Here is a 26,360-nt window from a genome sequence, read left to right on the forward strand (position 1 = left end):
GAGCCCCGCCGTGCGCGCGCGGTCAGGGGCGCGCGCACGACGGGGCGGTCATGGAGTCGGCGACGGCCGTGCTACTTGGCGGGCTTCAGCTGCGTGAGCGTCTCGAAGCCGCCCATCTCCAGCCAGTTGCGCCACAGGGCCGGTGCCGTCTTCGGGGCTCCCTCGGCGTCCGACGGCCAGTTCGTCCAGGAACCGGTGGTGGACTGCGACCAGAGGCCGTTGTACCAGAGCGGGATGATGGGCATCTCGGTCAGCTGGATGTCCTGGATCTTCGACACGGCGGCCTTCATGCCCGCGGTGTCGTCGGTCTTCACCCCGCCGAGCTCCTGCACCAGCTTCCAGGCCTCCTCGTTCTCGTAACGCCCGAAGTTGACCGTGTTCTGCTGCTTCTGCACGGGCATCTGGAACATGTACTCGTAGTACGTCCAGGGGGTGTTCGACAGCTGGCGCTCGTTGTTGATCACGAGGTCGAAGTCACCCTTGCCCCGCTGCTCGTTGAGGGCGTTCTGGTCGGGGAACTCGGTGCTGACCTTGATGCCCGCGTCCTTGGCGCCGGCGGCGATGACCTTGGCCGCCTCCATCCAGTCGGTCCAGCCGGAGGGCACGGCCAGCTTCAGGCCGAGGGCGGAACCGTCCTTGTTCTCGACGAAGCCGTCGCCGTCCTTGTCCTTGTAGCCGGCGTCCGCGAGCTCCTTCCTCGCCGCGGCCGCGTCGTGCGTGAAGCCCTTCTCGGCGATGAGGGCCTTGTCGTCGAACTGCTCCCACTGCGGCAGCAGACCGGTCGGGGAGGCCGGCTTGACCAGGTCGCCGTAGACGCCCTTGACGATCTTCCCGGTGTCGACGGACGCGGCGAGCGCCCTGCGGAAGGCGGCGTCGTCCATCGGCTTCCTGGTGGTGTTGGGCACCAGCCAGGCGGTGTTGGCCGAGAGCATGTAGGGGGCCTCGTCGTAGTACGACACGACCTTCTTGCTCTTGACCAGCGAGGAGGCGCCCGGCAGGAAGTTGTTGCTGAGGTCCAGCTGGCCCTGGCCCAGCTGACCGATGACGACTTCGTTGCTCGGGTTGGAGACGTCGACGATGTAGCGGGGAGCGGGCGTCATCTTCAGCGCCTTCGTGCCCCACCAGTCGTCACGCCGCTCCCAGACGACCCGGTCCTGGGTCTTGCTCCTGAGCTTGTACGCCCCGGTGCCCACCGGCTTGTCGTTGACGCCGTTGAGGACGTCCTCGTCGGTGCGCGAGCTCCAGACGTGCTCGGGGACGACCGGCTGGCCGTAGAGGGTGGAGTCCCACTCCTGGTAGCGGGCCTCCTTGAAGGTGAAGCGGACCGTGGTGTCGTCCACCGCCTTCGCGTCGGACAGCCAGCTCCACAGCGAGTGGAAGGCGGAGGCCTCGATCTTGCCGAGGCCGTAGGAGTACGCCACGTCCTTCGCGGTCAGCGGTGTGCCGTCGGCCCAGGTGATGCCGGGGCGCAGCTTCACCTCGTAGGTCGTGTCGTCGGTCCAGCCGCCCGACTCCGCGAGCCAGGGCGTCAGCTCGCCCTCGTTCGGGTCGAAGTGGAACAGGGTCTCGTAGACCAGCCCCTTGGTGCCGGTGGCGTGGTCCCAGTTGCGCAGCGGGTTGTAGTTGGCCGGAGGCCCCCACTGGGTGCCGGTCGTGTAGAGCGTCTCGTCACGCGGCAGCGAGCCCCCCTTGCCGACCGGGCCGCCGGCGGTGCCCGTCCCCGAACCGCCTCCCGTGCACGCGGTCGCGGCGAGTGTGAACACGGCGAGCGCGGTGGTGACCCGAAGCCGGGTACGCGTACCCATAGCCCCTCCTTTTCCCCCGCCGTCCCTGCCGAGCGGAGTTACTGAACCGGGTAAGTGACCGTGAAGGTAGGGGCGCCCCGGTGCCGTGTCAAGGGAGCGGGAGCGCTCCCATTCCATATTTCTCCAGGGTTTTCGGAGAGGTCTGGACCGCCCGGGGGAAGGCGGAGGTCAGGGACCTGCGGCTAGGATGCGCCCTGAACACGAACCGGTTAAGCGAGGTCGCATGTCCCAGCACCGCCCCACGATCGCCGACATCGCGCGCCGCGCCGGGGTCTCCAAGGTCGCGGTGTCCTACGCCCTGAACGACCGCCCCGGGGTCTCACCCGCGACCCGCGCCTCCATCAAGGCCATCGCCCAGGAGATCGGCTGGCGCCCCAACAGCGCGGCCCGCGCCCTGACCCGCGCCCGGGCCGACACCGTGGGGCTCGCCCTGTCCCGGCCGGCCCGGATGCTCGGGGTCGAGCCCTTCTTCATGGAGCTGATCAGCGGCATCGAGACCGAGCTCTCCGCCCGCGGCTGCGCCCTGCTCCTCCAGGTCGTCACCGACCCGGAGCAGGAGCTGGAGATGTACCGGCGCTGGTGGGGCGAGGGCCGGGTGGACGGGGTGTTCCTCGCCGACGTGCGCTCCCCCGACCCGCGCGTCGAGGGCGTCGCCGAGCTGGGCATGCCCGCCGTCGTGATCGGCGACCCGGCCGCCGCCGGACCGCTCACGCCCGTGTGGTCCGACGAGCGGGCGGCGCTGCGCGACACCCTGACGTATCTGAGCGCGCTCGGGCACCGCTCCGTGGCCCGGGTCGCCGGGCTGCCCGAGCTGACCCACACCCGGCTGCGCGACCGCGCCCAGCGTGAGATCAGCGCGGAACTCGGTCTGGACGAGCCGCTGGTGGTGCACACCGACTACTCCGGCGAGGAGGGCGCGCACGCCACCCGGCGGCTGATCAGCTCGGCCGCGCGGCCGACCGCGGTCGTCTACGACAACGACATCATGGCCGTGGCGGGGCTCTCGGTCGCCCAGGAGATGGGGCTGGACGTGCCCGCCGACCTCTCGCTCGTCGCCTGGGACGACTCCCAGCTCTCCCGCGTCGTCCGGCCACCGCTGACCGCGCTGAGCAGGGACATCCCCGCGTACGGGACCCACGCGGCCCGCACCCTGCTGGCGGTGGTCGACGACGGCTCCGCCCCCGGGTTCGAGGACGCCGCGGCCCGCCTGGTGCCGCGCGGGTCCACCGCGCCGCCCCGCTGAGCACGGACCGGGGTCTCGGGGTCGCTCTCCTACCTCAGGACTACGCCGCCGCCCCGCGGGTGCGACTCAAGAGGGCCCCGGGAACGGGCACGGGGACTGACGCCCCGGCGCGGTACGGCGGTGACGATGGAGGGGTCCCCTCGAGCCGTCCGAACCTGGAGTACCCCTGTGACCACCACCACCGCCCACCGCACCACCGCGGTCGCCGCCCGAGCCACGGAGCTGTCGAAGGTCTACGGCCAGGGTGAGACCCAGGTGGTCGCCCTGGACCGGGTGACCGTGGACTTCCCGCAGGGCGAATTCACCGCCATCATGGGCCCCTCGGGGTCCGGCAAGTCCACGCTGATGCACTGCGTGGCCGGGCTCGACAGCTTCAGCAGCGGCTCGGTGCGCATCGGCGAGACCGAGCTGGGGGCGCTGAAGGACAAGCAGCTCACGCAGCTGCGCCGGGACAAGATCGGCTTCATCTTCCAGGCGTTCAACCTGCTGCCCACCCTGACCGCCCTGGAGAACATCACCCTGCCGATGGACATCGCCGGCCGTAAGCCCGATGCCGCGTGGCTGCAGAAGGTGATCGACATGGTGGGGCTCTCGGAGCGGCTGAAGCACCGGCCCACCGAGCTCTCCGGCGGCCAGCAGCAGCGCGTGGCGGTCGCCCGCGCCCTGGCCTCCCGGCCGGAGATCATCTTCGGCGACGAGCCGACCGGCAACCTCGACTCCCGCTCCGGCGCCGAGGTCCTCGGCTTCCTGCGCAACTCGGTGCGCGAGCTCGGCCAGACCGTGGTGATGGTGACCCACGACCCGGTGGCCGCCTCCTACGCGGACCGCGTGGTCTTCCTCGCGGACGGCGCGGTCGTCGACCAGATGATGCACCCCACCGCCGACGGGGTCCTCGACCGCATGAAGGCGTTCGACGCGAAGGGCCGCACCAGCTGACGCGACGGCTGCTGTCCCCTCCCCTCCGTATCCCGAACTCCCCCAGGAACTGACGACATGCTCCGTACCGCCGTGCGCAACGTGCTTGCGCACAAGGCCAGGCTGCTGATGACCGTGCTCGCCGTGATGCTCGGCGTGGCCTTCGTCTCCGGCACCCTGGTCTTCACCGACACCCTCGGCAACGCCTTCCGCAACCAGTCCGCCAAGAGCTACGACAAGGTCGCGGTCGCCGTCACGACCTGGGCCGAACGCGGCGACGAGGAGACCGCGGCCGTCGACGAGGCCACGCTCGAGAAGATCCGGCACCTCGACGGCGTGGCGGAGGCCACCGGGCGGGTCTCCGGCTTCGCCGGGGTCGCCGACCCGGACGGCAAGCTCATCGGCAACGGCTGGTCCAACACCGGCTCCAACTTCGCCCCCGGCGCCGGCGGCAAGGACGCGCAGTACACGTTCACCGAGGGGACGGGCCCGGTGAAGGCCGGCCAGATCGCCCTCGACGAGGAGACCGCGAAGAAGGGCGAGTACCGCGTGGGCTCCCCGGTGCGGGTCGCCACGAACGGGCCGGTGAAGGAGTACACCCTCTCCGGCGTCTTCACCACCGAGGACGGCGCCGTGAACGCGGGCGGCAGCCTCGTCCTCTTCGACACCGACGTGGCCCAGCGGCTCTACCTGCGGCCCGGCGAGTTCAAGGACGTCAACGTCGTCGCCGAGCCCGGCGCGTCCGACACCGCGCTGCTGGCGGCGGTGAAGCCCCTCCTCCCCGAGGACGCCGAGGCCAAGACCGGCGCGGCCCTCGCGGACGAGGAGGCCGAGACGACCGAGTCCGGCCTCAAGAGCCTGAACTCGATGCTGCTGGCCTTCGCGGCCATCGCGCTCTTCGTCGGCGTGTTCCTGATCGCCAACACGTTCACCATGCTCATCGCCCAGCGCACCAAGGAACTCGCCCTGATGCGCGCCGTCGGCGCCTCCCGCCGGCAGGTCAAGCGGGCCGTCCTGCTGGAGGCCGGTGTCGTCGGGCTGATCGCCTCGGTGGCCGGCTTCCTGCTCGGTCTCGGCCTCGCCACGGGGCTCCGCTCCGCGATGGGCGCGTTCGGCGGGAAGATCCCGGCCGGACCGCTGGTCGTCTCCCCGACAGCGGTGGCCTCCGCCTTCGGCGTCGGTGTGCTGATCACCGTGTTCGCCGCCTGGCTGCCCGCCCGTCGCGCCGCCAAGATCCCCCCGGTGGCCGCGATGGGCAGCGTGCACGCGGTGGCCACCACCAAGTCCCTGGTCGTACGGAACTCGATCGGCGGGGTGCTCACCCTCCTCGGGTCGGCCGCGATCGTCGCCGGTGCCGCCCAGGGCGGCGAGGACGGACGGTGGATCCTGGGCGCGGGGGCCTTCCTGGCCCTGATCGGCGTCATCGTGCTCATCCCGCTGCTCTCGCGGCCGGTGATCGCCCTGGCCCGCCCGCTGCTGGCGAAGCTGTTCGGGGTCTCCGGCAAGCTGGCCGCGCAGAACGCGGTCCGCAACCCGCGCCGCACCGGAGCCACCGCGTCCGCCCTCGCGATCGGGCTCACCCTGGTCACCGGCATCTCCGTGCTCGGCGTCACGCTCGGCCAGGCCATCGACAAGATGACGACGGACAACATCCGGGCCGACTACATGGTCTCGATGGCCAGCGGGCAACCGCTCGACGAGTCGGCGCTCACCGCCCTGCGCAAGGCCGACGGCGTCGCCGCGGCCACCCCCCAGCGCGCCGTCTGGCTCACCGTCGGGAAGGAGGGCGTCTCGGCCTCCGGAGTCACCCCCGGGGACGTCGAGAAGACCTTCGACCTGAAGACGGTCTCCGGCTCGCTCTCCTCGCTGGGGGACGGCGAGATCGCCGTCGACCGCAAGACCGCGAAGTCGCACGGCTGGAAGACGGGCGACAGCGTGCCCGTGACCTACCAGGACGACAAGAAGCAGACCCTGAAGGTCGGCGCGCTCTACGAGGGCAACGAGTTCCTCTCCCCGGTGCTGATCCCCGAGGACCTCGTCGCCCCGCACGAGAGCCTCTCGGACATCCGCGAGGTCTGGCTGACCATGGACGGCGGCCAGAGCGACGCCAACGAGAAGGCCGTGGTCGACGCGCTCGGCGACAACCCGGCGATGAGCGTCATGGACCGCCAGGGCATCCGGGACATGTTCGGCGGGTTCATCAACACGGCGCTGAACATCATGTACGGGCTGCTGGCGATGGCCCTGGTCATCGCGGTCCTCGGGGTAGTCAACACGCTGGCCATGTCGGTCTTCGAGCGTCAGCAGGAGATCGGCATGCTGCGGGCGATCGGCCTGGACCGGCGCAGGGTCAAGCGCATGATCCGCCTGGAGGCCGTCGTCATCTCGCTCTTCGGAGCGGTGGTCGGAGTGGGTCTCGGGACGTTCCTCGGCTGGGCAATCGGGAAGAGCCTGTCCGCCGACATCCCGGGCTACGCCCTCGTCATCCCGTGGGACCGGCTGGGCCTTTTCCTGGTGCTCGCAGGCCTGGTGGGCGTCCTCGCCTCCCTGTGGCCGGCCCGCAGCGGCGCCAGGCTGAACATGCTGACAGCGATCAAGACGGAGTAGTCGCGAACGGATGAGGGGCGGTACCCGCGGTGCGGGTACCGCCCCTTCGGCCTTCCCGGGTCAGCCCTTCGCCGACGCCGTCCAGTCACGGGCCCGGAGCGGCATGCCGGACGGTCCGCCCTCCCGGGGACGCACCGCGAGGATCTGGTTGACGCCGATCTTGTTGTGCTCGAAGGAGAGGGCGGAGGCGGCCATGTAGAGCCGCCACACCCTGGCCCGGCCGGGCGAGGTGGCCCGTACGGCCTCTCTCCAGTTCTCCTCCAGGTTGGCCACCCAACGCCGCAGGGTCAGCGCGTAGTGCTCGCGGATCGCCTCGACGTCACGGGTCTCGAATCCGGCCTCCTCCAGCGTGGCGACGGTGCGGCCCACCGGGGCGAGTTCGCCGTCGGGGAAGACGTAGGCGTCGATGAACTCGTCCACGTGGTACGCCGCTTCGTTCCGCTCGGGGCGGCGGGCGATCTGGTGGTTGAGCAGCCGGCCGCCGGGCTTGAGCAGGGCGTAGAGGTCGTCGGCGTACTCACGGAAGCGGACCGAGCCGACGTGCTCGGCCATGCCGATCGAGGAGACCGCGTCGTACGGGCCGTCCCTGACGTCACGGTAGTCCTGGACGCGGATCTCGATCCGGTCGGTGAGGCCCTCCTCGGCGATGCGCTTGCGGGCGAAGGCGGCCTGTTCGGTGGAGAGGGTCACCCCGGTGACCCGGGCGCCGTACTCACGGGCGGCGTGGATGGCCATGGAGCCCCATCCGCAGCCGACGTCGAGGAGGCGGTCGCCCTCCCGGAGGGCGAGCTTGCGGCAGACGAGGTCGAGCTTGTCGTGCTGGGCCTCCTCGAGGGTGGCGCCGTCCTGCCAGTAGGCGCAGGAGTACACCATGGACGGGCCGAGGACCATGGCGTAGAAGTCGTTGCCCACGTCGTAGTGGTGGCTGATCGCTTCCTTGTCGCGGCGCCTGGTGTGCAGCGGCCCGGTGCGGCGGCGGACCTCTTCGGCGGGCGGTGGCGGTGGCGGCCACGGTCCGGCCAGTTCGACGAGGCCGCGGGCGAAGGCCCGCACCTTCGGGTCGCGGACGGGGTGGACGGCGTCCTTCGCGTCGGCGCCACGCTCCCAGAGCAGGGAGGCCACGGCGTCCAGGACCACGTACAGATCGCCGTCGACGTCGATCTCGCCGGCCACCCAGGCGCGGGCGAGCCCCAGCTCGCCGGGCTTCCAGAGCAGCCTGCGCAGGGCGCGGCGGTGGCGCAGCACGAGGGCGGGGGCACCCGGCGGCCCGGCTTCGCTGCCGTCCCAGGCCCGGATCCGGACCGGCAGGGGTTCTCCCAGCAACTCTTCGGCGAGAGCGGTCAGCCGCGATGCGGCGTCGGCCATGGCGCACACCTCCGTGGTGGTGTTTCCGAACGTGCCTAAATTCGCATATACGCACCCGAACCGGGCCGCGACACCTCGGGGCCGCGGCGAGGTACACCAGCGTCAACGCCGCCCGGCACCCACGCCATCCCGCCCCTGGGCAACGGAACGGCAAAATACCTGCACCGACCATCTAGTTGACGCCGCCCGGGAACGCCGAAGGGGCCGTCCGCACCACGGATGGCGGACGACCCCTTCGGTGACGTACTGGCGCTAGGAGGCCTTGGCCTTCTCGCCGGTCTTGCTCTTGTCGTCGTCGGCCTTGGCCGCGACCGGGGCCGGGCTCGGCTTCGCGGCCTCGTAGAACTCCTCGCGCGGAGTCTCCATGGCGCCGAGCGAGACGACCTCGCGCTTGAGGAACATCGCCAGCGTCCAGTCGGCGAAGATCCGGATCTTGCGGTTCCAGGTCGGCATGGCCATGCCGTGGTAGCCGCGGTGCATGTACCAGGCGAGACGGCCCTTGACCTTGATCTTCACCTTGCCCATGACGATCATCGCGACGCCCTTGTGCAGGCCCAGTCCGGCGACCGCACCCTTGTTGGCGTGGCTGTACTCCTTCTGCGGGAAGCCCCGCATGCCGGAGATGACGTTGTCACCGAGGACCTTCGCCTGACGCAGCGCGTGCTGGGCGTTCGGCGGGCACCAGGCGTTCGGGTTGCCCGCACGGCGGCCGACCATGTCCGGGACCTGGGCGTTGTCACCCGCGGCCCAGATGTAGTCGGTGCCCTGCACCTGGAGCTTCTCGGAGGTGTCCACGTGGCCGCGGGGGCCGAGCGGCAGGCCGAAGCGGGCCAGCGCCGGGTTCGGCTTCACACCGGCGGTCCACACGATCGTGCTGGAGTCGACCTCGAGGCCGTTCTTCAGCACCACGTGGCCGTCGACGCAGGAGTCCATGGACGTCGAGAGGTAGACCTCGACACCGCGGCTCTCCAGGTGCTCCTTGCCGTACGCGCCCAGCTTCGGGCCGACCTCGGGAAGGATCTTGTCGGCGGCGTCGACCAGGATGAAGCGCATGTCCTCGCGCTTCACGCTCGAGTAGTACTTCGCCGCGTCGCGAGCCATGTCCTCGACCTCGCCGATGGTCTCCGCGCCGGCGAACCCGCCGCCCACGAAGACGAACGTCAGCGCCTTGCGGCGGACGTCCTCGTCGGTCGTCGAGTCGGCCTTGTCCAGCTGCTCGAGGACGTGGTTGCGCAGACCGATGGACTCCTCGATGCCCTTCATGCCGATGCCCTGCTCGGCGAGGCCGGGGATCGGGAAGGTGCGGGAGACCGCGCCCATCGCGATGACCAGGTAGTCGAAGGGCAGCTCGTAGGCCTCGCCGACGAGCGGCGCGACCGTGGCGACCTTGCGGTCCTGATCGATGGTCGTGACACGGCCGGTGAGAACCTCTGCCTTGGGCAGCACGCGTCGCAGCGGGACGACGACATGCCGAGGCGAGATGCTGCCGGCAGCAGCTTCGGGGAGGAAGGGCTGGTACGTCATGTACGAGCGCGGGTCGACGACCGTGACGGTCGCCTCTCCATACCGCATCTTCTTCAGAATGCGACGAGCTGCGTACAGGCCTACGTACCCACCGCCTACAACGAGGATCCTGGGACGCTCCGTGGTGCTCATGCCATCGAGTATCCACCCCACTCGGGGGGCATGCTCGTGAGCCCCTTCACAAGGTATGCGCGACCCTCTGCTACACTCCGCCGCCCACGTGACCCAGGTCATGGCGAGGATGGGGAACCACGCCGTCCCGGCGAACGTTGTTCACCACTTGTGAGCTGGCCCTTGAGCCTTCGTCCGGGGTGAACCACCTGCCCGGGACACGTCTCCGCCACACCCCCGAAACGCCCCCGCATCACCCCCGCGCGGAGCCGTGGACCGCCCGCACGGCCCCTTGGGCGAAGAACTTCGCCCGGAGGGACCGAATTCCTTGTGAAGAAGTTCACGAAGTTTCCCGCGGCGCCTCGCGAAAGACCCCTCCGGACAGGTCCGGAGGGGTCTCGCCGAGCTCAAAGGTGCAGGCCGGAATGCGTTTGAGCAGCATCTCACCGCGCCCGTCGGCGCCCTGTGATCAGGCGGCGGACCAGGCGATCCCGTCCAGAATGTCGTGCTCGCTGACCACGACCTCCCGGGCTCCGCTCCGCTCCATCACGGCGAGCAGGACGAGCGCGCCCGAGGCGATCACGTCGACCCGCCCCGGGTGCATCGCGGGGATCGCCGCGCGCTCCTCGTGCGTCGAGGCCAGCAGCCGCTCGGTGATCTCCCTGACCCGCTCCAGGGAGACGCGGGAGTGGTGGATCGCCTCGGAGTCGTACTCCTCGAGCCCGAGCGCGATCGCGGCCACGGTGGTGACCGTCCCGGCCAGGCCGACGAGCGTCGCCGCCGAGGCGAGCGGCACGGTCTCCTCGGCCAGATCCAGCGCGGAGCCGATGTCCGCGCGGATCGCGGCGACCCGGTCGGGCGTGGGCGGATCCACGGCGGCCCCGTCGAGGACGAGATGACGCTCCGTCATACGGACGCAGCCGATGTCCACGGAGCGCGCGGCGCGGACACGGTCGTCACCGACGACGAACTCCGTGGAGCCGCCGCCGATGTCCACCACCAGGTACGGCTTCTCCAGGTGGTCGCCGCCCGCCAGTTCCTTCGTGGCTCCGTCGAACGAGAGCTGCGCCTCCTGGGCACCCGTGACGACCTCGGGCTCGACGCCCAGGATGTCCAGGACGCCGCGGACGAACGTGTCACTGTTCTCCGCGTCGCGGGAGGCCGAGGTGGCGACGAACCGGACGCGCTCGGCGCCCAGCTCCTTGATCACCGCCGCGTACGCGCGACAGGCGCCGAAGGTCCGCTCCAGCGCCTCGGGGGCCAGGCGGCCGGTCCGGTCGACCCCCTGGCCGAGCCGGACGATCTCCATCCGGCGGTCGAGCTCGGTGAAGTCACCGGTGGCGGGGTCCACGTCCGCGACGAGCAGGCGGATGGAGTTGGTACCGCAGTCGATGGCGGCAACGCGGGTCATGGGGCTCCTGTGGTCGTACGGGTACCGCGCCGGGTCAGGACGCGTCGGATCCGGCGTCGGGGCCGCACGGTGTGACGCACGGACCCTTGGCCCACCACTCCGGCAGCATCGCGATCGCCTCGTCGCCCAGCGGGTTCACCCCCGGCCCCGCGGCCAGCGAGTGGCCCACCAGGACGTGCAGGCACTTCACCCGGTCCGGCATGCCGCCCGCGCTCGGGAAGCCCTCCAGGACCTCGATGGCGTCGCGCCGGGCGAGGTAGTCCTCGTGCGCGGCACGGTAGGCGGCGGCCAGCTCCGGGTCCGTCGTGAGCCGCTCGGTCATCTCCCTCATGACCCCGTTGGCCTCCAGCGTGCCGATCGCGGACGCGGCACGCGGGCACGTCAGGTAGTACGTCGTCGGGAACGGCGTGCCGTCCTCCAGACGGGGCTGCGTCTCGACCACGTCCGGGTTGCCGCACGGGCAGCGGTGCGCGATGGCGCGCAGCCCGCGCGGCGGCCGGCCGAGCTGGAGCCCGAACGCGGCGATGTCCGCGTCGGTGGGCGTGGTGGATTCGGTCTGCGGAGGGGGCGTGTCCATGCCTGCCTTGAATGTCATCGGTCGGACTGTATGAATCGGTGCGGGGCGGGGGCTCCGCGCGGGCGCGAGGTCATTCGCGGTCCGCGCTGTCGACGCCGTCCCAGAGGTTCGAGTGCCAGGGCCGCCCCGTCGCCCCCGGCTCGCCCCGGCGCACCTCCGCCGCGTCCGGGTCGACCACCGTGTAGGCGGTCTCGCCGGGCATCACGTAGTGGAGGTGCTGGCGCGCGAGACGGCGGATGTACGCGTCGTCCTTGAGCCGCGCCTTCTCGTCGCGCAGCTCCTCGGTCCGCTGGTGGGCCTCGCGGGAGAGCCTCTCCTGGTCGGCGATCTGGTCACGCTGGGAGACGTACTGCCGCATGGGGTAGGCGAGCGCGACCACCAGCGAGCAGACGATCAGCGCGAGGAACGCGGCCCGGCCCGTGAGCCGCGAGCGGCGGGCCTGGCGGCGGTTCTGGGACCGGTAGACGCGGGCCGCCGTCTGCTCCCCGAGCAGCCGCAGCCTGGTCGCGGTGGAGAACCGGTCGCGGTCCTTCCCGGCCATGTCTCACGCCTCCCCGTTACGCACGTCCGTCCCCGCACACGGTACGGGACCGGATGCGGGGACGGACGGAGGCTGGTGCTCCGGACTCGGGCTGTCAGCCGTCGAAGCGGAAGCGCGGGAACGCCGAACGTCCGGCGTACACCGCGGCGTCGTCGAGGATCTCCTCGATGCGCAGCAGCTGGTTGTACTTGGCGACACGGTCCGAGCGGGCCGGGGCGCCGGTCTTGATCTGGCCGCAGTTCACGGCGACGGCGAGGTCGGCGATGGTGACGTCCTCGGTCTCACCGGAACGGTGCGACATCATGCACTTGAAGCCGTTGCGCTGGGCCAGCTCCACGGCGTCCAGGGTCTCGGTCAGCGAACCGATCTGGTTGACCTTGACGAGCAGGGCGTTGGCCGAGCCCTCCTCGATACCGCGGGCGAGGCGCTCGGGGTTGGTGACGAACAGGTCGTCACCGACGATCTGCACCTTGGAGCCGAGCTTGTCGGTGATGACCTTCCAGCCGGCCCAGTCGTCCTCGTACAGCGGGTCCTCGATGGAGACCAGCGGGTACGCGGAGACGAGCTCCTCGTAGTACTCGGTCATCTCGGCGGCCGAGCGGGACTTGCCCTCGAACTCGTAGACGCCGTCCTTGTAGAACTCGGACGCGGCGACGTCGAGCGCGAGCGCGATGTCGCGGCCGGGGACGTAACCGGCCTCCTTGACCGCCTCGAGGATGAGGTCGAGGGCGGCGCGGTTGGACTCGAGGTTGGGGGCGAAGCCGCCCTCGTCACCGAGACCGGTCGACAGGCCCTTGGTCTTCAGGACCTTCTTCAGCGTGTGGTAGATCTCCGCACCCCAGCGAAGGGCCTCGGAGAAGGACTCGGCGCCGATCGGCGCGATCATGAACTCCTGGATGTCCACGTTGGAGTCGGCGTGCGAGCCGCCGTTCAGGATGTTCATCATCGGAACGGGCAGCAGGTGCGCGTTCGGGCCGCCGAGGTAGCGGAAGAGCGGGAGGTCGGAGGCCTCGGACGCGGCGTGCGCCACGGCCAGCGAGACACCGAGGATGGCGTTGGCGCCGAGGGAGCCCTTGTTCTCGGTGGCGTCCAGGTCGAACATCGCCTGGTCGATGAGGCGCTGCTCGGTGGCGTCGTAGCCGACGAGCTCCGGGCCGATCTGCTCGATCACGGCGAGGACGGCCTTCTCGACGCCCTTGCCCTGGTAACGGTTCGGGTCACCGTCGCGAAGCTCAATGGCCTCGAACGCGCCGGTGGAGGCGCCGGACGGAACAGCAGCACGTCCCGTGCTGCCGTCGTCGAGGCCAACCTCGACCTCGACCGTGGGGTTACCCCGGGAGTCGAGGATTTCCCTGGCTACGACGACGTCGATGGACGGCACGAGGCATCTCCTTCTGGGATCTGACACTGGTTGTGCAGGGTCACTGTGGCCTTGCGTCACGAGCCTAACCGGCTCGGCCCGCTCCGTCGGCCGTCCGCCCGTCCCCTGGGACGAAAAAGGACCCAAGGGTCTGCATTACGGGCAAAGCTCCAGAATTCTACTGGCCAGTAACCACAACTGTTGAACGCTCACCTCTGGGTGAGCGCGCGCCGGCACTCCTTCGACGGGTGCCGGACACGGCCGCGGCCCGGCGCGCGGGGGGTCTGCGCGCCGGGCCGGGCCACCGGGGCAGGAGGGGGACCCCGGGCCGTTTCCGACTACTTCAGGTGGAGCTGCTGACCCGGGAAGATCATGTCGGCCTGGTCGACGATGTCGTCGTTCAGCTTGAACAGCTTCTCCCAGCCGCCCTTGACCTTCTTCGCGTCGGCGATCTTGCTGAGGGTGTCGCCGGCCTTCACCTTGTACTCGCCGTCACCCTTCTCGACCTTCTTGCCGGTCGGGGTGGTGACGGTCTTCCCGGGGGCCGTGCGCTTCTCGCTGCGCGTGGTGGGCTGCTCGGCCTTGCGCTCGGGCTGGGCCTTCGTCTCGGCCTTGTCGGCGCTCTGGCCGGAACCGGTGTCGACACCCGGGTCCACACCGTCGTTCGTCAGGCCGCCGGCACCGGCGCAGCCCCAGGCGCCCGGGCCCTGGAGGGCGAGGAGCTTCTCGGCCGCGGCTATCTGCTGGCCCTTGGTGGCCAGGTCGGCGCGGGCGGCGTACTGCGTGCCACCGGCGGCCGCCCAGCTGGACTGCGAGAACTGCAGACCGCCGTAGTAACCGTTGCCGGTGTTGATGGACCAGTTGCCACCGGACTCGCACTGGGCGACGGCGTCCCAGGTGTCGACGGAGGCGGCGGAGGCACCGGTCGCGCCCATGAGCGGCACGGCGACGGCCGCACCGGTGACACCGGCCAGGGTCGCGATACGGACGGCCTTGGACGGGCGACGGTGCTTGCCCTTGCTGGAAAGCAGCATGGTTCTCCTCACCGACGCCTACGAGGTGAGCTGTCGGGTTCGGGCCTGTGAGTTGCCCGGCCGTCCGCTTCCGCGGGCGGCTCCACCCCTAGCCGTCCCTTCGCCCGTCTTCCGACGGCCGGGTCCGGCGCCTACCTGGTTCCCCCGCTCCTGCCTACGGCGCTTTACGCGTCGGTACCCCTCGGCCGACGGCAGGATTCGGCGTGACGGTCGAGGGTGCCCGCGGTGCGAGCGGCTCCGACCGTAGACACACGCAACCCCCACATTCAAAGATGGACATAACGACCAATCAGCCCGTATCGTCCCGGCGGCGAGGATCGTTTCCGCAGGTCGGACGCAATATGGACGGACCGGACGGACGGGGCGCAGCAGTTGACGCAAAGAGACCCATGTCTCACTTACGCATAAGTGGACATAGGTCTCTTAACTGCCCCTGTTTTCGGGGTGTTTTCCCGCTTTTGATCAGTTGGCGGCGGCGGTCTCCGCCGGAGCGTCCTGCGCGTCCGCCCCGAGGCCGAGGTCCAGGTTCTGGCCGGGAAGGATCAGGTCCGGGTCGGAGCCCAGCTCGTCCTTGTTGGCCTCGTAGAGCGCGGTCCAGCCACCGGTCAGCTCCTGCGCGTCGGCGATGGCCCAGAGGTTGTCGCCCTCGCGGACGGTGTACGTGCCCTCCGCGCCCTGCCGCGCGTCGGAGTCGCCGCGGGAGGCGTGGCGGCCGGACTCGCGCCCGTCGTCGGCCCCCGTCTCCGTACCGGCCTCGGGAGCCGGCGTGCCGCGGTGCTTCCCGCTCGTCGTCCCGTCACCCTTCGATGCGCCGGACGACCCGGGGGCCTCGGCGGAGGGGGTCCCGGACGGCGTCGCGGTGTCCGAGGACTCGACGGCCTCGTCGCTCCTGCCGGACGTGTCGTCGGACGTGTTCCCGCTCGCCTTGCCCTTCGCGTCCGAGTCCGAGGTGTCCTTCTCGTCGGCGGTGTCCGCCGGGTCCTTCGCCTCGGAGGAGGGGGTCTCGGACGGCGTCGCGGTGTCCGAGGGCTCGGCGGACGGCTCGCCGCCCGGGTCGACGCCGGGCAGCGTCCCGTCCAGGGCGAGACCGGAGATCACCGCGCAGCTGGGCCACGCCTGCGGGCCCTTGTCGTCCAGCACCTTCTCCGCCACCGCTATCTGCTGCGAGCGGCTCGCCAGGTCGGCGCGGGGCGCGTACGACGTGCCGCCGTAGGCCGACCAGGTGTCCTGCGAGAACTGCAGACCGCCGTAGTAGCCGTTGCCGAGGTCGGCACTCCACATGCCGCCGCTCTCGCATTCGGCGACCCGGTCCCAGGTCGTCGCGTCGGCCGCCTGCGCGCCGCCCGCACCGAGCAGCGGAATGGCGATGGCCGATCCTGTGACGCCTGCGGCGACGACGATGGCGGGTGCCTGACGAGGGCGACGGTGTCTGCCGGTCGCGGAGCCCATGCGATTGCCTTCCGTGTGACTGACATGTGACGGGTGGGTCGAGGGGTGAACCTAGCCCTACTCGAACGTGTGTCACAAGTCGATGCAGCGGAGATCACGTGAAAGTCACAGAGTTGACAGGCTGTCACTTTTTTCGGCGGAGGGCCCGGGTCCGAACTCCACCGGAAGCGTGCGCAGTCCACGCATGATGAGTCCGCCCCTCCACCGCAAATCGGCAGGATCTGCGGTGAGCCGCAGGTCGGGAAGGCGGCGCAGCAGTGTCGCCAGTGCCACCCGCCCCGCCGGACGGGCCGGCGGAGCCCCCAGGCAGTAGTGGATGCCGTGCCCGTGTCCGAGGTGCTGATTGTCACTCCGTGCGAGATCCCGCGCGATGCCTCGATCTCCGAAAAGAGCCGCGCGAAAGGCACCGTGCCAAGGCAAGGCGGGTACGGCGCAGCGTGACGAACAGCAGGGCCCGCCGGGGCGGCCGCCCCTCCGGTCGGGCGGAGCCGGGGCGAGAGGTGGCAACAGGCGCCCGCCGGATACCGTCGTCCGGTGAACCACACCCCGTCGCCGGAACTCTTCACCTGGGAGTTCGCCACCGACCCGTATCCCGCGTACGCCTCGCTCCGCGAGCACAGCCCCGTGCACCGCACCACGCTGCCCAGCGGTGTCGAGGCCTGGTTGGTGACCCGCTACGCGGATGCCCGGCAGGCCCTCGCCGACAGCCGCCTTTCCAAGAACCCGGCGCACCACGCGGAAGACGCACACGGGAAGAGCAGAACCGGCATCCCCGGGGAGCGCAGCGCCAACCTCATGACGCACCTGCTGAACATCGACCCGCCCGATCACACGCGACTGCGTCGCCTCGTGTCCAAGGCGTTCACCCCGCGCCGGGTCGCCGAGTTCGCACCGCGTGTACAGGAGCTGACAGACCACCTCATCGATGGCTTCGCGGACCGGGGAACGGCCGACCTCATCCACGATTTCGCGTTCCCGCTGCCCATCTACGCGATCTGCGACCTGCTCGGAGTCCCGAGCGAGGACCAGGACGACTTCAGGGACTGGGCAGGCATGATGATCCGGCACGGTGGCGGCCCTCGCGGTGGCGTGGCCCGGTCGGTGAAGAGGATCCGCAGCTATCTCGCCGACCTGATCCACCGCAAGAGAGAGAACCCCGGCGACGATCTGATCTCCGACCTGATCCGGGCGAGCGACCACGGCGAGCACCTCAGCGAGAACGAGGTCGCTGCCATGTGCTTCGTCATCCTCTTCGCGGGTTTCGAGACCACCATCAACCTGATCGGAAACGGCGCCCACGCGCTCTTCCGCAACCCGGCACAGCGCTCCGTCTTCCAGAACGCTGTCGACCTGAACGACCACGCCCTCCTGGATACCGCCGTCGAGGAGCTGCTGCGTTTCGACGGCCCCGTGGAGATCGCCACCTGGCGCTACGCCACCGAGGCACTGGTGATCGGGGAGCAGCACATTCGCGAGGGCGATCCGGTCCTGGTCGTACTCGCTGCGGCCGACCGTGATCCGGCCCGCTTCGAGGAGCCCGACACCCTCGACCTCTCCCGCCGCGACAACCAGCACCTCGGATACGGGCACGGCATCCACTACTGCCTCGGAGCTCCGCTCGCCCGGCTGGAGGGCCGCACCGCGCTGGCGACCCTGTTCCATCGCCTGCCGGATCTTCAGCCGGCCACGAGCCCCGACGAACTGCGATGGCGGGGTGGCCTCATCATGCGCGGCCTGCGCACGCTGCCGGTGGAGTTCACTCCTGGGCGACGGACCGGAGGCGCGCCTCCTGGAGCCCCCGGCGCGACTCCCCGGTGAAGAGGCGCTGCGTCGGGCGCGGAGGCCGTTTCGGGGCTGTCCTTCACTCCTCGACGCCATCCGCCGTGCCGCCGAGCCCCTCGGCCGCCCGGACGGCGTCCCGGTAGGCGCGGGCGGCGGCCCGCAGGGCGGCCTCCGGGTCGACGCCGTCCTGTTCGGCCCGCACGGCGAGGGCGAGCAGCCGGTGGCCGATCCCGTCGCCCGCGGGGAGCTCCACGTCGAGACCGGCCGTGCGGACCCTGTTTCCGAGCTTGGCCGCGAGCGCCAGAGCGGGCTGCCCGGGCGGGACCCCGTCGGTGACCGACTCCCGCTGCTTCTCGATCGCCTTCGTCCGCAGCCAGTGGGCGCGGACGTCCTCCGGGGTCTCGGCGGTCTCGTCGCCGAAGACGTGCGGGTGACGGTGGATCAGCTTCTCGACGATGGTGGCCGCGACGTCGTCGATGCCGAACGGCTCCTCCTGGTCCTCCTGCGCGATGCGCGCGTGGAAGACGACCTGGAGCAGTACGTCGCCGAGCTCCTCGCGCAGTTCCTCGCGGTCGCCGTCCTCGATGGCCTCGACGAGTTCGTACGCCTCCTCGATGGCGTACTTCGCGAGACCCTCGTGCGTCTTCTGCGAGGTCCACGGGCAGGTGAGCCGGATCCGGTCCATGACCTGGACCAGATCCAGGAGGCGTGCGCCGGGCAGGTCGTACGACCCGGGCAGCAGCTCCAGGTCGGGCATCCGCACCCGGCCGGAGCCGCCGAGCCGGGCCAGGCCGTCGGTGAGCCGCTGGTCGCCCTCGCCGCCCACCAGGACCACCACGGTCCGGCCGCCCGCGCAGTCGTCCACGAGCTCCTCGGCCGAGGGCGCGGAGTGCTCCACGGCGACCTCCGCCTCCCGCAGGTACGGCAGCTGCGGGTGGTCCCGCCCGGCGCACAGCACCCGGTCCGCGGCCCGCAGCGTCTGCCAGGCGGGCCAGGACAGCAGACCGGGGGCGACCCGGTGGCTGGCGGTGAGCAGGACGATACGACCGGGGTCTTCAGCGTTCACGCCCCGAACCTACCCCCGGCCGTCCGGGGTCAGGCGCCGGGCTCGGGCTCCTGGCCCTGCGCGCGGGTGACCTGGTTGATCCACGGCGCCGCGTAGGTGCTGAGCTGGACCTTCTGGTCGTCCCAGCTGCCGTAGCGCGGGTTGACGTCGATGTGCAGCGACTTCGACGCCTTGGTGAGGGCCTCCTGGACGGCCTGCTGGCCGGCCGGGGACTGCAGGTCGGCGCCGAGGGCCTGCGCGAGCTTCGGGAGCTGGACCTCCTGGCGCAGGTCCTCCTCGATCTGGCCGGGGGCGACCCAGCGCTGCTCCAGCATGACCGTCCGCAGGCCCTTGTCACCGCCGGACTGCGCGGCGGCCGCCGCCCGGATCTGCTGGATCTCCTTGCGGCTGACGCTCACGCCCGCGTCCTCCGCCGCCCGGTCCAGGACCCGCCCGAAGATCAGGCCGTGCAGCTTGGCGCGCGTCAGCTGCCCGGACTTCTTCACCAGCTCCGCGGACTGCCCCGGCGCCTGCTGCGCGTCGCGCACGTCGGCCGCCCGCGACTGGACCGTGGCCACGTCGATCCGGTCGCCGCCGACCACGGCCGCGGCACCGGGATGGGCCTCGCTGCCGCAGGCGGTCAGGAGCGGCGCCGCGACGAGCGTGGCGGCGGACAGGGCGAGCGCGGTGCGACGACGGCGGTGCAAAGGAGCCTCCCGGGGAGAGTTTGTGCATCAGTGCACAAAGCCTTGCGGTGATCGATGTTAGGCAGTGGACGTGATTCGGGCCACTGCTTCGACCAACGATTTCCGGACCGGTCTGTGTGGGGTCGCGGACGAAATCCCGTCCGTCCCACCCTTTTCGGCCGCCCTCGGCTCACATCGAGCCGCGTACGTCCCGGTGGTGGGTCAGCTGGCGGCGGAGCTCCGTGGGCAGGGCGTGGTGGGGACCGTAGGCGCGCTCCGTGTCGTACAGGAGGGCCTGCAGCTGGGCGCGGCCCGCCGTGTGGTCGCCCACCCCGAGCAGGAGGTGGCCGATCCGGTGCCGGATGTCGAACGCCCGGCCGGGACCGGTGGAGGTCGCGTAGCCGTTCTCGTAGTACGGGAGGACCGCCCGGTACTCGGCGAGCGCGGAGGCCGCCTCGCCGAGCTGTTCCAGGCACTGGGCGGCGTCGTAACGGAACTGCAGGGTCTGGGAGTCGGCCGGACCCGCTTCCGCGGCGCGGTCGTCGGCGAGGCGGCGGAGCTCGGGGAGGGCGCGGCGGTACTGGCCGTCGTCCATCAGCGTGGCGGCGTACTGCTTGCGCAGGATCCGCACCACCGGCGAGTGCTCGCCGTGCTCCGCGGCGGCGGCCGGCAGGATCCCCCCGAGGATGTCGACGGCCTGGGTGATGCGGCCCTCGCCGAGCAGCCGCTTCACGTCGTCGACGGCCCGCGCCACGTCCGGCCGCGCGGGCGGCGCCTGGGGCACGGGGGGAACGGGCGGGACGGGCGCGGGCGCCGGGACTGCCGCCCGGTCGGGCCAGGGCGCGTGCGGGCGGAGGAAGGGGCGGGTCGGGTCGAGCGGCCCGGACGGCGCGCCGCCGGCCGGCAGCAGGGGGCGCAGGGACTCGTAGACCTCCTGGGCGGAGGCGGGGCGGTGCTGCGGGTCCTTGGAGAGCAGCCGCAGGACGAGCGCCTCCAGCGCCTCGGGGACCTCGGGCCTGAGGTGGCGGACCGGGAGGGGCGGCTCGTAGAGGTGGCGGTGCAGGACGCCCAGGGCCGTGGACCCGGCGAACGGCACGTCGCCGCTGAGGAGTTCGTGCAGGAGCACACCGAGGGCGTACAGGTCGGTGTACGGGCCCACCGCGCCGCCCATCGCCTGCTCGGGGGCCATGTAGGCCGGGGAGCCGATCGGTGAGCCCGTGTGCGTCAGACGGGTCGTGTCGGTGTCCATGACGGAGGCGATGCCCAGGTCGAGGACCGTGACCGTGCCGTCGGGCCGCACCATGGCGTTGCGGGGCTTGAGGTCCCGGTGGACGATCGGCACGGCGTGCACGGCGGAGAGCACCGCGCACAGCTGGGCGGCGACGGCCACGGCCCAGGGCCACGGATAGGGGTCGTGCTCGGCGAGGTGGTCGGCGAGGTCGGCGCCCTCGACGTACTGCATGACGAGGTAGAGGTCCTCGCCGTCGCTCCCGGCGTCGTGGACGGTGACGAGGCCCGGGTGGTCGACCTGCGCGGTGACCCGGCACTCGCGGACGAACCGGCGGCGCAGGTCGTCGGCGGCCTCGCTGCCGGAGGGACCCGCGACCCGGTCGGGGCGCAGGAGTTTCACCGCGACCCTGCGGTCCAGGCGCTGGTCGTACGCCGTCCAGACCTGGCCCATGCCGCCCTGGCCGAGAATGGTCGCCAGCTCGTAACGCCCGGCGATGACACGCCCGTTCACCGTCCGTCGCCCTCCTTGCGGAGGTAGTCGCTCAGCTCGTCGAGTTCGGCGCGCACCTGGTCGAGGCGCTGGGGCGGGGCGGTCCTCGGCGCGTCGGACGGCGCCACGGGGACGGGGCCCGGCCCGGGCGCGGGCGGGTAGCCGTAGGACGGGGCGGGCGGGACGGGTGCCGTGGGCGGGGCGGGCACGGTCGGCCGCGACGCGTACCCGCCGGACGAGGACACCCCCGGGTGCCCCCCGTACGGACCGCCGTAGGGCCCGGCGCCGGCGTAGGAGCCCGCCCGCGGGCCCGCCTGCGCTCCGCCGTACGGCCCGAAGTGCCGTATCTCCGTGTACAGGTAGTAGGTGACCGTGCCGACGAAGACGACCAGCATCCAGGACAGGGTGATGACCGCCTGCCCGTCCGTCATCACCTCTTCCTCCTCCGGCAGCGAGCCGAGGTAGGCGATGAGCCCGATGTTCAGGGCGATGACGAGGCCGAACAGCCACCAGTCGCGCGCCTTACGGGTGACGATCGCCAGACGCAGCATGGCCGCCCAGGCGAGGAGGCCGCAGCTCAGCAGGGCGAGCGCCACGAAGACCACGCGCAGGGTGACCAGCGTGGCCGAGGACGGACGACGCGTCGGCTGCTGCTGCTCCGGCGGATAGCCGTAGCCGTGCATGTGCTGCTCCCGGAGGGCGTGGATCGGACGTGTGCAGTGAGCGTATACACCGACACGGACAACCGGTCCCGGGTTGTGCACAACCGTTGTGCTTCACGTCACTTCGGGGCGACCGTGCCGTCCGTGAGCCCGTCGTACATCCCCTGCACCAGCTGTCCGCCGAGCCGTCCCGCCGTGCGCAGGGCCTCCTCGAACGCGGCGAGGGCGCTGAACTGCTCGCCGTACCGCCGCTGTTCCGTGAGGGGCAGCCGCGGCACCTGGAGGCGGCGGGCGTCGAGCCGCGTCGCGGTGGAGGCGTAGCTGCTGGCCTGGCGGTGGTTGGCGGTGCCGCGCAGGAACCCCGCGAGGAACCAGGGGTCCAGGGCGGCCGGATCGGGGCGCAGCAGCTGGAGGTTGCGTCCGAGCACGGCGCCGGCGGTGGCCTCGTCGACGACCCTGGCGACCGAACCGCCCCCCAGGACGGGCACGATGACGTCGCCCGCCTCCAGGAGGAGCGGTTCGCCCTCCGGGGACGCGGCGGGCGGGGCGGGCGTACCGCTGGGCGCCGTCCCGGCGAGGACGTCGTGCTCGGTGAGCACCGGCCCGGTGCCGGTGCCGGTGCCCGTGCGCAGGTGCAGGGCGCCGGCGCGGGCCAGTTCGGCGACCGTGGTGAAGGGACGCCGTGCGGGTGCGCCGGGGGCGGCGGGCGGCGGGGCGAGCCGGGCGGCCAGCTTCAGGGTGTCGTCCAGCCGCTCCCGCACCCGGGCCAGCTCGGCCGCGCCCCCGCCGGCGGCAGGGGGCGGGAGGTGGCGGGCGGGAGCAAGGTCCACGTCGTCGTCGAGGAGTTCGATGACGGGGACGGCCCGGCTGGTCCCGGGACGCTCCTCGACGGGCTCACGGCGCCCCGGCACGTCGAAGGGGGCCCACGCGTCGAGCACCGCGCGCCGCACCGCCGGCCAGTCCAGCCGGTCGCGGCCCGACGGCGCGCCCGCGGCCTCGGGGTCCGACGTGTCGACGAGGAGCAGTTCCGGCGCCGGGGGCTGTTCGGCGTCCGGCTTGCGCAGCACCCAGATGTGGAGCGGGATGCCGTACGGGGGCGCGGCGCCGGCCGGGAGCGCGACGACGGCGCGGAGGGCGCCGCGACGCAGCAGGTCGGCGCGGATCCGCCGCCCCGAGCGGCGGGAGGCGGCGGCCGGGGGCATCAGCACGACGGCGGTGCCGCCCTCGCGGAGGTGGGCGAGGGCGTGCTGGACCCAGGCGAGCTCGGACTCGGTGCGGGCGGGGAAGCCGTACTCCCAGCGCGGGTCGTAGGCCAGTTCGTCGTGGCCCCAGTTGCGCTCGTTGAACGGCGGATGGCAGAGGACCGTGTCCACGGTGAGCCCGGGGAACGCGTCGGCGCGCAGGGTGTCGCCGGTCCTGACGGCGAGCGTGGGCCGGTCGGTCCCGCTCCCCGTCGGGTGCAGGGCGAGGCGGAGGGCGGTGAGCGCCGCCAGGTCGGGGTCGGCCTCCTGCGCGTACAGGGCCGTCGGGCGGCCGACGGCGCACAGCAGGGCGCCGGTCCCGGCGGCGGGGTCGAGGACCGTGCGTGAGCCGCGCCTGCCGCTCCTGCGGGCGGCGTCCCTCGCCGGTTCCGCGAGGTCGGCCATCAGCTCGGCGAGACCGGGGGGTGTGAGCGTGTACTGACGCGGATTGGCGTCCACCTGGCGGCCGAAGAGGAAGTCGAAGGCCTGCCGGGCCCCGGCCTCCGCCGCCAGGTCGGCGGCGGCGCGCAGCAGGGGGACGGACGGCAGGAGCGCGGCCGCCGTGGGTGTGGGGACCGCACGCCCCGGGCCGAAGCGGTCGTCGAGCACGTGGTCGAGGGCCGCCGGCAGGACACCGGCCATCCGGGCGTCCGACACCGCGGTGATCTCCAGCCAGGCGGTGGGCCGGTCCCGGACGAGCAGGAGGGCGCACCCCGCGTGGACGAGCGCGGTGACGGTGCCGTCGGGGTGGCCCGCCAGCTGCTGCCAGACCCGCTCCCGCAGCGACACCTCGGCGAGCTTGCCCTGGTCGCGCAGCCACTGCTCGACCTCGGGAAGCGCGAAGGAGGGGCTGGTCTCGGTGCCCCCGACAGGTTTCGGGAAATCCGCGTGGCGGCGACGCCAGTTGCTGACGGCCGCGCGGCCCACGCCCGCGAGCCTGGCGATTCCGGCCGCGGTCACCTCTGTCGAGTCGTCCGGCACTGGCCTGTCTCCCGTTCCGCGCACGTCGGTGTCGCCGTCGCCTGCTGTGTGGGGGTGAGCATACCGACCCCGCCCCACAGTCGGTTCACACGGATTAACGTGTTGACTCGGTTCACACCGAGTGTTCTTATTGACCCACCGCACACCGGCCCGGCGGATTCTCCCGCTCACAGCCTTCGTCTTCACCGGAAGGGCACAGCCATGTCCCAGTACACGCAGCCGCACCAGCCCCAGCAGCCGTACGTCCCGGCGCAGCCGCCGGGCACGCGCCCCGCCCGCAACGGCCTCGGTATCTCCGCCCTCGTGCTCGGCATCATCGGGACGGTCTCGGGGCTGGTCCCGCTGCTCTTCTGGCTCGCGGGCATCCTCGGGCTCATCGCTCTGATCCTCGGCCTGGCCGGGCGGGGCCGCGCGAAGCGCGGAGAGGCCACGAACAAGGGGGTGACGACGTTCGGGGCGGTGCTCGGACTGGTCGCGCTGATCCTGTCGGTGGTCGGAGCCGTCCTGACGTTCAAGGCCGTGGACGACGCGGTGAGCGACTTCGACAAGGCCCTGACGGAGAGTTCGGCCTCCGCGAAGCCGGCCGCCGACGGCGGCGGAGCGGCCGGGGGCACCGAGGGCAAGGACGACGTCCTGAGAGGCGGCGACTCCGCCGCGTACGACGACGGCCTGGAGATCACGGTCGGCACCCCGTCCTCGTACACCCCCGGTGAGTTCGCGGTCGGCCACACCAAGGGCAACAGCGCCTACACGGTCTCGGTCGTCATCGAGAACAAGGGCAAGGAGAAGTTCGACGGGGCGCTCGTCACCGTGGACGCCCGTGCCGGCGAGGACGGCGTGGACGCCGAGCAGATCTTCGACGACAAGACCGGCGAGGGCTTCACCGGCACGGTCCTGCCGGGCAAGAAGGTCACGGCGACGTACGCCTTCGACACCCCGGCCGACGCCGAGAACCTCACGGTCGAGGTCGCCCCGGGCTTCGAGTGGGACGCGAGCCAGTGGGAGCTGAAGCTCTGACGGGCCCCCGCGCCTCCCGCACCGCGAGCTCCGCGACGTTCCTCACAGGGCCTCCCCTCCGGACCACCGCACGGTCCGGGCCGGAGGCCCTACGGGCATCCCGTCCGGCGCACCGGCCGGCTCCCGCCGCCCCTGCCGGGGCCCGGACTCACACGTAGGTGTTGGCGATCAGCGCCGCCGTCGGCACGAGCGTCAGCAGTGCGCCCGCCGTCCAGTACAGGCGCGGGTCCAGCGCCGCCCTGCGGGACACGGCGTCGTTGGCGAGCCACCAGAGGATGCCGAAGACCGCGACCACCGGTACGACGATGACCAGCCACAGCATCATGCCGTCGTTCTCCGTCGGCTCCCGCTGCGTCCATCCGCCCTCCGCGAGCGGACCGTTCGCCAGGACGTACCAGATCAGCCACAGCGGAATGATCCCGGGCACGCCGAGCGCCACGTTGACCCCCGCGGCCGTCAGCCGCCATCCCCATCTTCGTGCCGCGCCCACTCCGCGCGTGAGCACCTCTTCCGACACGTCGTGGCTCAACGAGACGGCGCTTCCGTCGGGTTGCCGCCCGCGAGGACCTTCTGCCGCGGGCAGGTGGTCAGCACCTCCTGCATGGCGTCCTGTTCCGCCCGCGTCACCCACAGCCCGTACTTCTTCTTCACCGAGACCTGCCCCGCGACGTAGGCACAGCGGTAGTCCTTGTTGGGAGGCAGCCAGGTCGCGGTGTCGCCGTCCCCCTTGCGGCGGTTGGTGGACGAGTCGGCGGCCACCAGGTTCAGCGGGTCGTTGGCGAACGCCCGCCTCTTCTCGTCGCTCCACTGCTGGGCGCCCTTCTGCCAGGCGTCGGAGAGGGCGACGAGGTGGTCTATGTCCACCTTGCTGCGTCCGCGTTGAAACGTGATGCGGGTCCCGGTGTACGGGTCGGGGTCCAGCACACCGCTGAGCACCTTGCAGCCGTCGGCGTCCCGGGACACGTCGTCGAGCTGGTCGGCCAGGATGTCGTCGCGCGTACCGCAGCCGTTGCGATCGGTGTCGGCCCAGGCCGATCCGAACGCGTCGCGGTCGTAACCGGTCTTCGGTGCCCGACCCTTGACGGTCAGCCCTTCGGCCGCCTGGAGGGCGCTGCCGCCGGGCGCCGGCGCCGCCTCGGAGCGGGCTGGGTCCGGCAGTTCGTCGAGGGATTCGCACCCGGCCAGGGCCAAGGACCCCGTCAGGGCCACGGTCACCAGGGCGAGGAAACGGGTTCGGGGGCTCGCTGCGTCAGAGGGCTTCACAGCGAACCAGATTAGGCGTCA

21 protein-coding genes, 1 pseudogene and 1 riboswitch are annotated in these 26,360 nt (G+C 71.6%); of the genes and pseudogenes, 5 read left to right on the forward strand and 17 right to left on the reverse strand.

Features of this window, described 5'->3' with window-relative positions:
- Positions 1 to 71: 71 nt before the first annotated feature.
- Positions 72 to 1,805, reverse strand: coding sequence for an ABC transporter substrate-binding protein (locus tag OG488_RS15330; RefSeq protein WP_329229666.1), 1,734 nt, complete (start codon positions 1,803 to 1,805; stop codon positions 72 to 74).
- A 223-nt stretch (positions 1,806 to 2,028) separates the two neighbouring features.
- On the opposite strand from OG488_RS15330, the gene OG488_RS15335 reads away from it, so the two are divergent.
- The 3 genes from OG488_RS15335 (at position 2,029) to OG488_RS15345 (ending at position 6,570) form a co-directional block, all read left to right on the forward strand.
- A complete protein-coding gene (locus OG488_RS15335) occupies positions 2,029 to 3,048 on the forward strand; it encodes a LacI family DNA-binding transcriptional regulator (RefSeq protein ID WP_329229668.1) in 1,020 nt (339 codons plus the stop codon).
- Between the two features lie 126 nt (positions 3,049 to 3,174).
- Positions 3,175 to 3,984, forward strand: coding sequence for an ABC transporter ATP-binding protein (locus OG488_RS15340; protein WP_329229669.1), 810 nt, complete (start codon positions 3,175 to 3,177; stop codon positions 3,982 to 3,984).
- 57 nt (positions 3,985 to 4,041) lie between these two features.
- Complete coding sequence (locus tag OG488_RS15345; RefSeq protein WP_329229671.1) at positions 4,042 to 6,570, forward strand: ABC transporter permease; 2,529 nt, start codon at positions 4,042 to 4,044, stop codon at positions 6,568 to 6,570.
- A gap of 60 nt (positions 6,571 to 6,630) precedes the next feature.
- Here OG488_RS15345 and OG488_RS15350 read toward each other — a convergent pair whose 3' ends face one another.
- The 9 genes and pseudogenes from OG488_RS15350 to OG488_RS15390 form a co-directional block, all read right to left on the reverse strand.
- A complete protein-coding gene (locus OG488_RS15350) occupies positions 6,631 to 7,935 on the reverse strand; it encodes a cyclopropane-fatty-acyl-phospholipid synthase family protein (RefSeq protein WP_329229673.1) in 1,305 nt (434 codons plus the stop codon).
- 252 nt (positions 7,936 to 8,187) lie between these two features.
- Positions 8,188 to 9,591, reverse strand: coding sequence for an NAD(P)/FAD-dependent oxidoreductase (locus OG488_RS15355; RefSeq protein ID WP_329229674.1), 1,404 nt, complete (start codon positions 9,589 to 9,591; stop codon positions 8,188 to 8,190).
- 448 nt (positions 9,592 to 10,039) lie between these two features.
- Positions 10,040 to 10,981, reverse strand: a complete 942-nt coding sequence (locus OG488_RS15360; RefSeq protein ID WP_329229676.1) for a Ppx/GppA phosphatase family protein — start codon at positions 10,979 to 10,981, stop codon at positions 10,040 to 10,042.
- A gap of 34 nt (positions 10,982 to 11,015) precedes the next feature.
- Positions 11,016 to 11,558, reverse strand: coding sequence for a DUF501 domain-containing protein (locus OG488_RS15365; RefSeq protein ID WP_329238671.1), 543 nt, complete (start codon positions 11,556 to 11,558; stop codon positions 11,016 to 11,018).
- Positions 11,559 to 11,628: 70 nt separating this feature from the next.
- On the reverse strand, positions 11,629 to 12,099 hold the full coding sequence (locus tag OG488_RS15370) for an FtsB family cell division protein (protein WP_329229678.1): 471 nt from the start codon (positions 12,097 to 12,099) through the stop codon (positions 11,629 to 11,631).
- Positions 12,100 to 12,193: 94 nt separating this feature from the next.
- On the reverse strand, positions 12,194 to 13,480 hold the full coding sequence (eno, locus tag OG488_RS15375; protein ID WP_329229680.1) for a phosphopyruvate hydratase: 1,287 nt from the start codon (positions 13,478 to 13,480) through the stop codon (positions 12,194 to 12,196).
- 317 nt (positions 13,481 to 13,797) lie between these two features.
- A complete protein-coding gene (locus OG488_RS15380; protein ID WP_329229682.1) occupies positions 13,798 to 14,493 on the reverse strand; it encodes a transglycosylase family protein in 696 nt (231 codons plus the stop codon).
- A riboswitch (cyclic di-AMP (ydaO/yuaA leader) is annotated at positions 14,494 to 14,665 on the reverse strand.
- 290 nt (positions 14,666 to 14,955) lie between these two features.
- Positions 14,956 to 15,942, reverse strand: coding sequence for a transglycosylase family protein (locus tag OG488_RS15385; RefSeq protein ID WP_329229683.1), 987 nt, complete (start codon positions 15,940 to 15,942; stop codon positions 14,956 to 14,958).
- A 105-nt stretch (positions 15,943 to 16,047) separates the two neighbouring features.
- A pseudogene (locus OG488_RS15390) lies at positions 16,048 to 16,305 on the reverse strand (cytochrome P450); the annotation flags it as partial.
- A gap of 171 nt (positions 16,306 to 16,476) precedes the next feature.
- Here OG488_RS15390 and OG488_RS15395 point away from each other — a divergent pair.
- Entirely contained in the window at positions 16,477 to 17,760 is a 1,284-nt protein-coding gene (locus tag OG488_RS15395; protein WP_329229685.1) for a cytochrome P450 family protein, read from the forward strand.
- A 43-nt stretch (positions 17,761 to 17,803) separates the two neighbouring features.
- Here the strand turns inward: OG488_RS15395 and OG488_RS15400 are convergent, their stop codons facing one another.
- From OG488_RS15400 to OG488_RS15420, 5 genes are all read right to left on the reverse strand, one after another.
- Positions 17,804 to 18,790 carry a nucleoside triphosphate pyrophosphohydrolase gene (locus OG488_RS15400; RefSeq protein WP_329229687.1) on the reverse strand — a complete coding sequence of 329 codons (987 nt, stop codon included), beginning with the start codon at positions 18,788 to 18,790 and terminating at the stop codon, positions 17,804 to 17,806.
- Between the two features lie 29 nt (positions 18,791 to 18,819).
- Positions 18,820 to 19,476, reverse strand: a complete 657-nt coding sequence (locus OG488_RS15405) for a SurA N-terminal domain-containing protein (protein ID WP_329229688.1) — start codon at positions 19,474 to 19,476, stop codon at positions 18,820 to 18,822.
- 169 nt (positions 19,477 to 19,645) lie between these two features.
- Positions 19,646 to 21,196, reverse strand: a complete 1,551-nt coding sequence (locus OG488_RS15410) for a serine/threonine-protein kinase (RefSeq protein ID WP_329229690.1) — start codon at positions 21,194 to 21,196, stop codon at positions 19,646 to 19,648.
- Positions 21,193 to 21,858 carry a hypothetical protein gene (locus OG488_RS15415; RefSeq protein ID WP_329229691.1) on the reverse strand — a complete coding sequence of 222 codons (666 nt, stop codon included), beginning with the start codon at positions 21,856 to 21,858 and terminating at the stop codon, positions 21,193 to 21,195. The genes OG488_RS15410 and OG488_RS15415 overlap by 4 nt, the downstream gene beginning before the upstream one ends.
- 98 nt (positions 21,859 to 21,956) lie before the next feature.
- Entirely contained in the window at positions 21,957 to 24,059 is a 2,103-nt protein-coding gene (locus tag OG488_RS15420) for an N-6 DNA methylase (protein ID WP_329229692.1), read from the reverse strand.
- 201 nt (positions 24,060 to 24,260) lie between these two features.
- On the opposite strand from OG488_RS15420, the gene OG488_RS15425 reads away from it, so the two are divergent.
- A complete protein-coding gene (locus OG488_RS15425; RefSeq protein WP_329229694.1) occupies positions 24,261 to 25,076 on the forward strand; it encodes a DUF4352 domain-containing protein in 816 nt (271 codons plus the stop codon).
- A 148-nt stretch (positions 25,077 to 25,224) separates the two neighbouring features.
- Here the strand turns inward: OG488_RS15425 and OG488_RS15430 are convergent, their stop codons facing one another.
- Positions 25,225 to 25,605 carry a hypothetical protein gene (locus tag OG488_RS15430; protein WP_406462836.1) on the reverse strand — a complete coding sequence of 127 codons (381 nt, stop codon included), beginning with the start codon at positions 25,603 to 25,605 and terminating at the stop codon, positions 25,225 to 25,227.
- Positions 25,602 to 26,339 (reverse strand): HNH endonuclease family protein, encoded by a 738-nt coding sequence (locus OG488_RS15435; protein WP_329229696.1) that lies wholly within the window; start codon positions 26,337 to 26,339, stop codon positions 25,602 to 25,604. The genes OG488_RS15430 and OG488_RS15435 overlap by 4 nt, the downstream gene beginning before the upstream one ends.
- Positions 26,340 to 26,360 lie beyond the last annotated feature (21 nt).

This window comes from Streptomyces sp. NBC_01460, assembly GCF_036227405.1.
Taxonomy (GTDB): Bacteria; Actinomycetota; Actinomycetes; order Streptomycetales; family Streptomycetaceae; genus Streptomyces.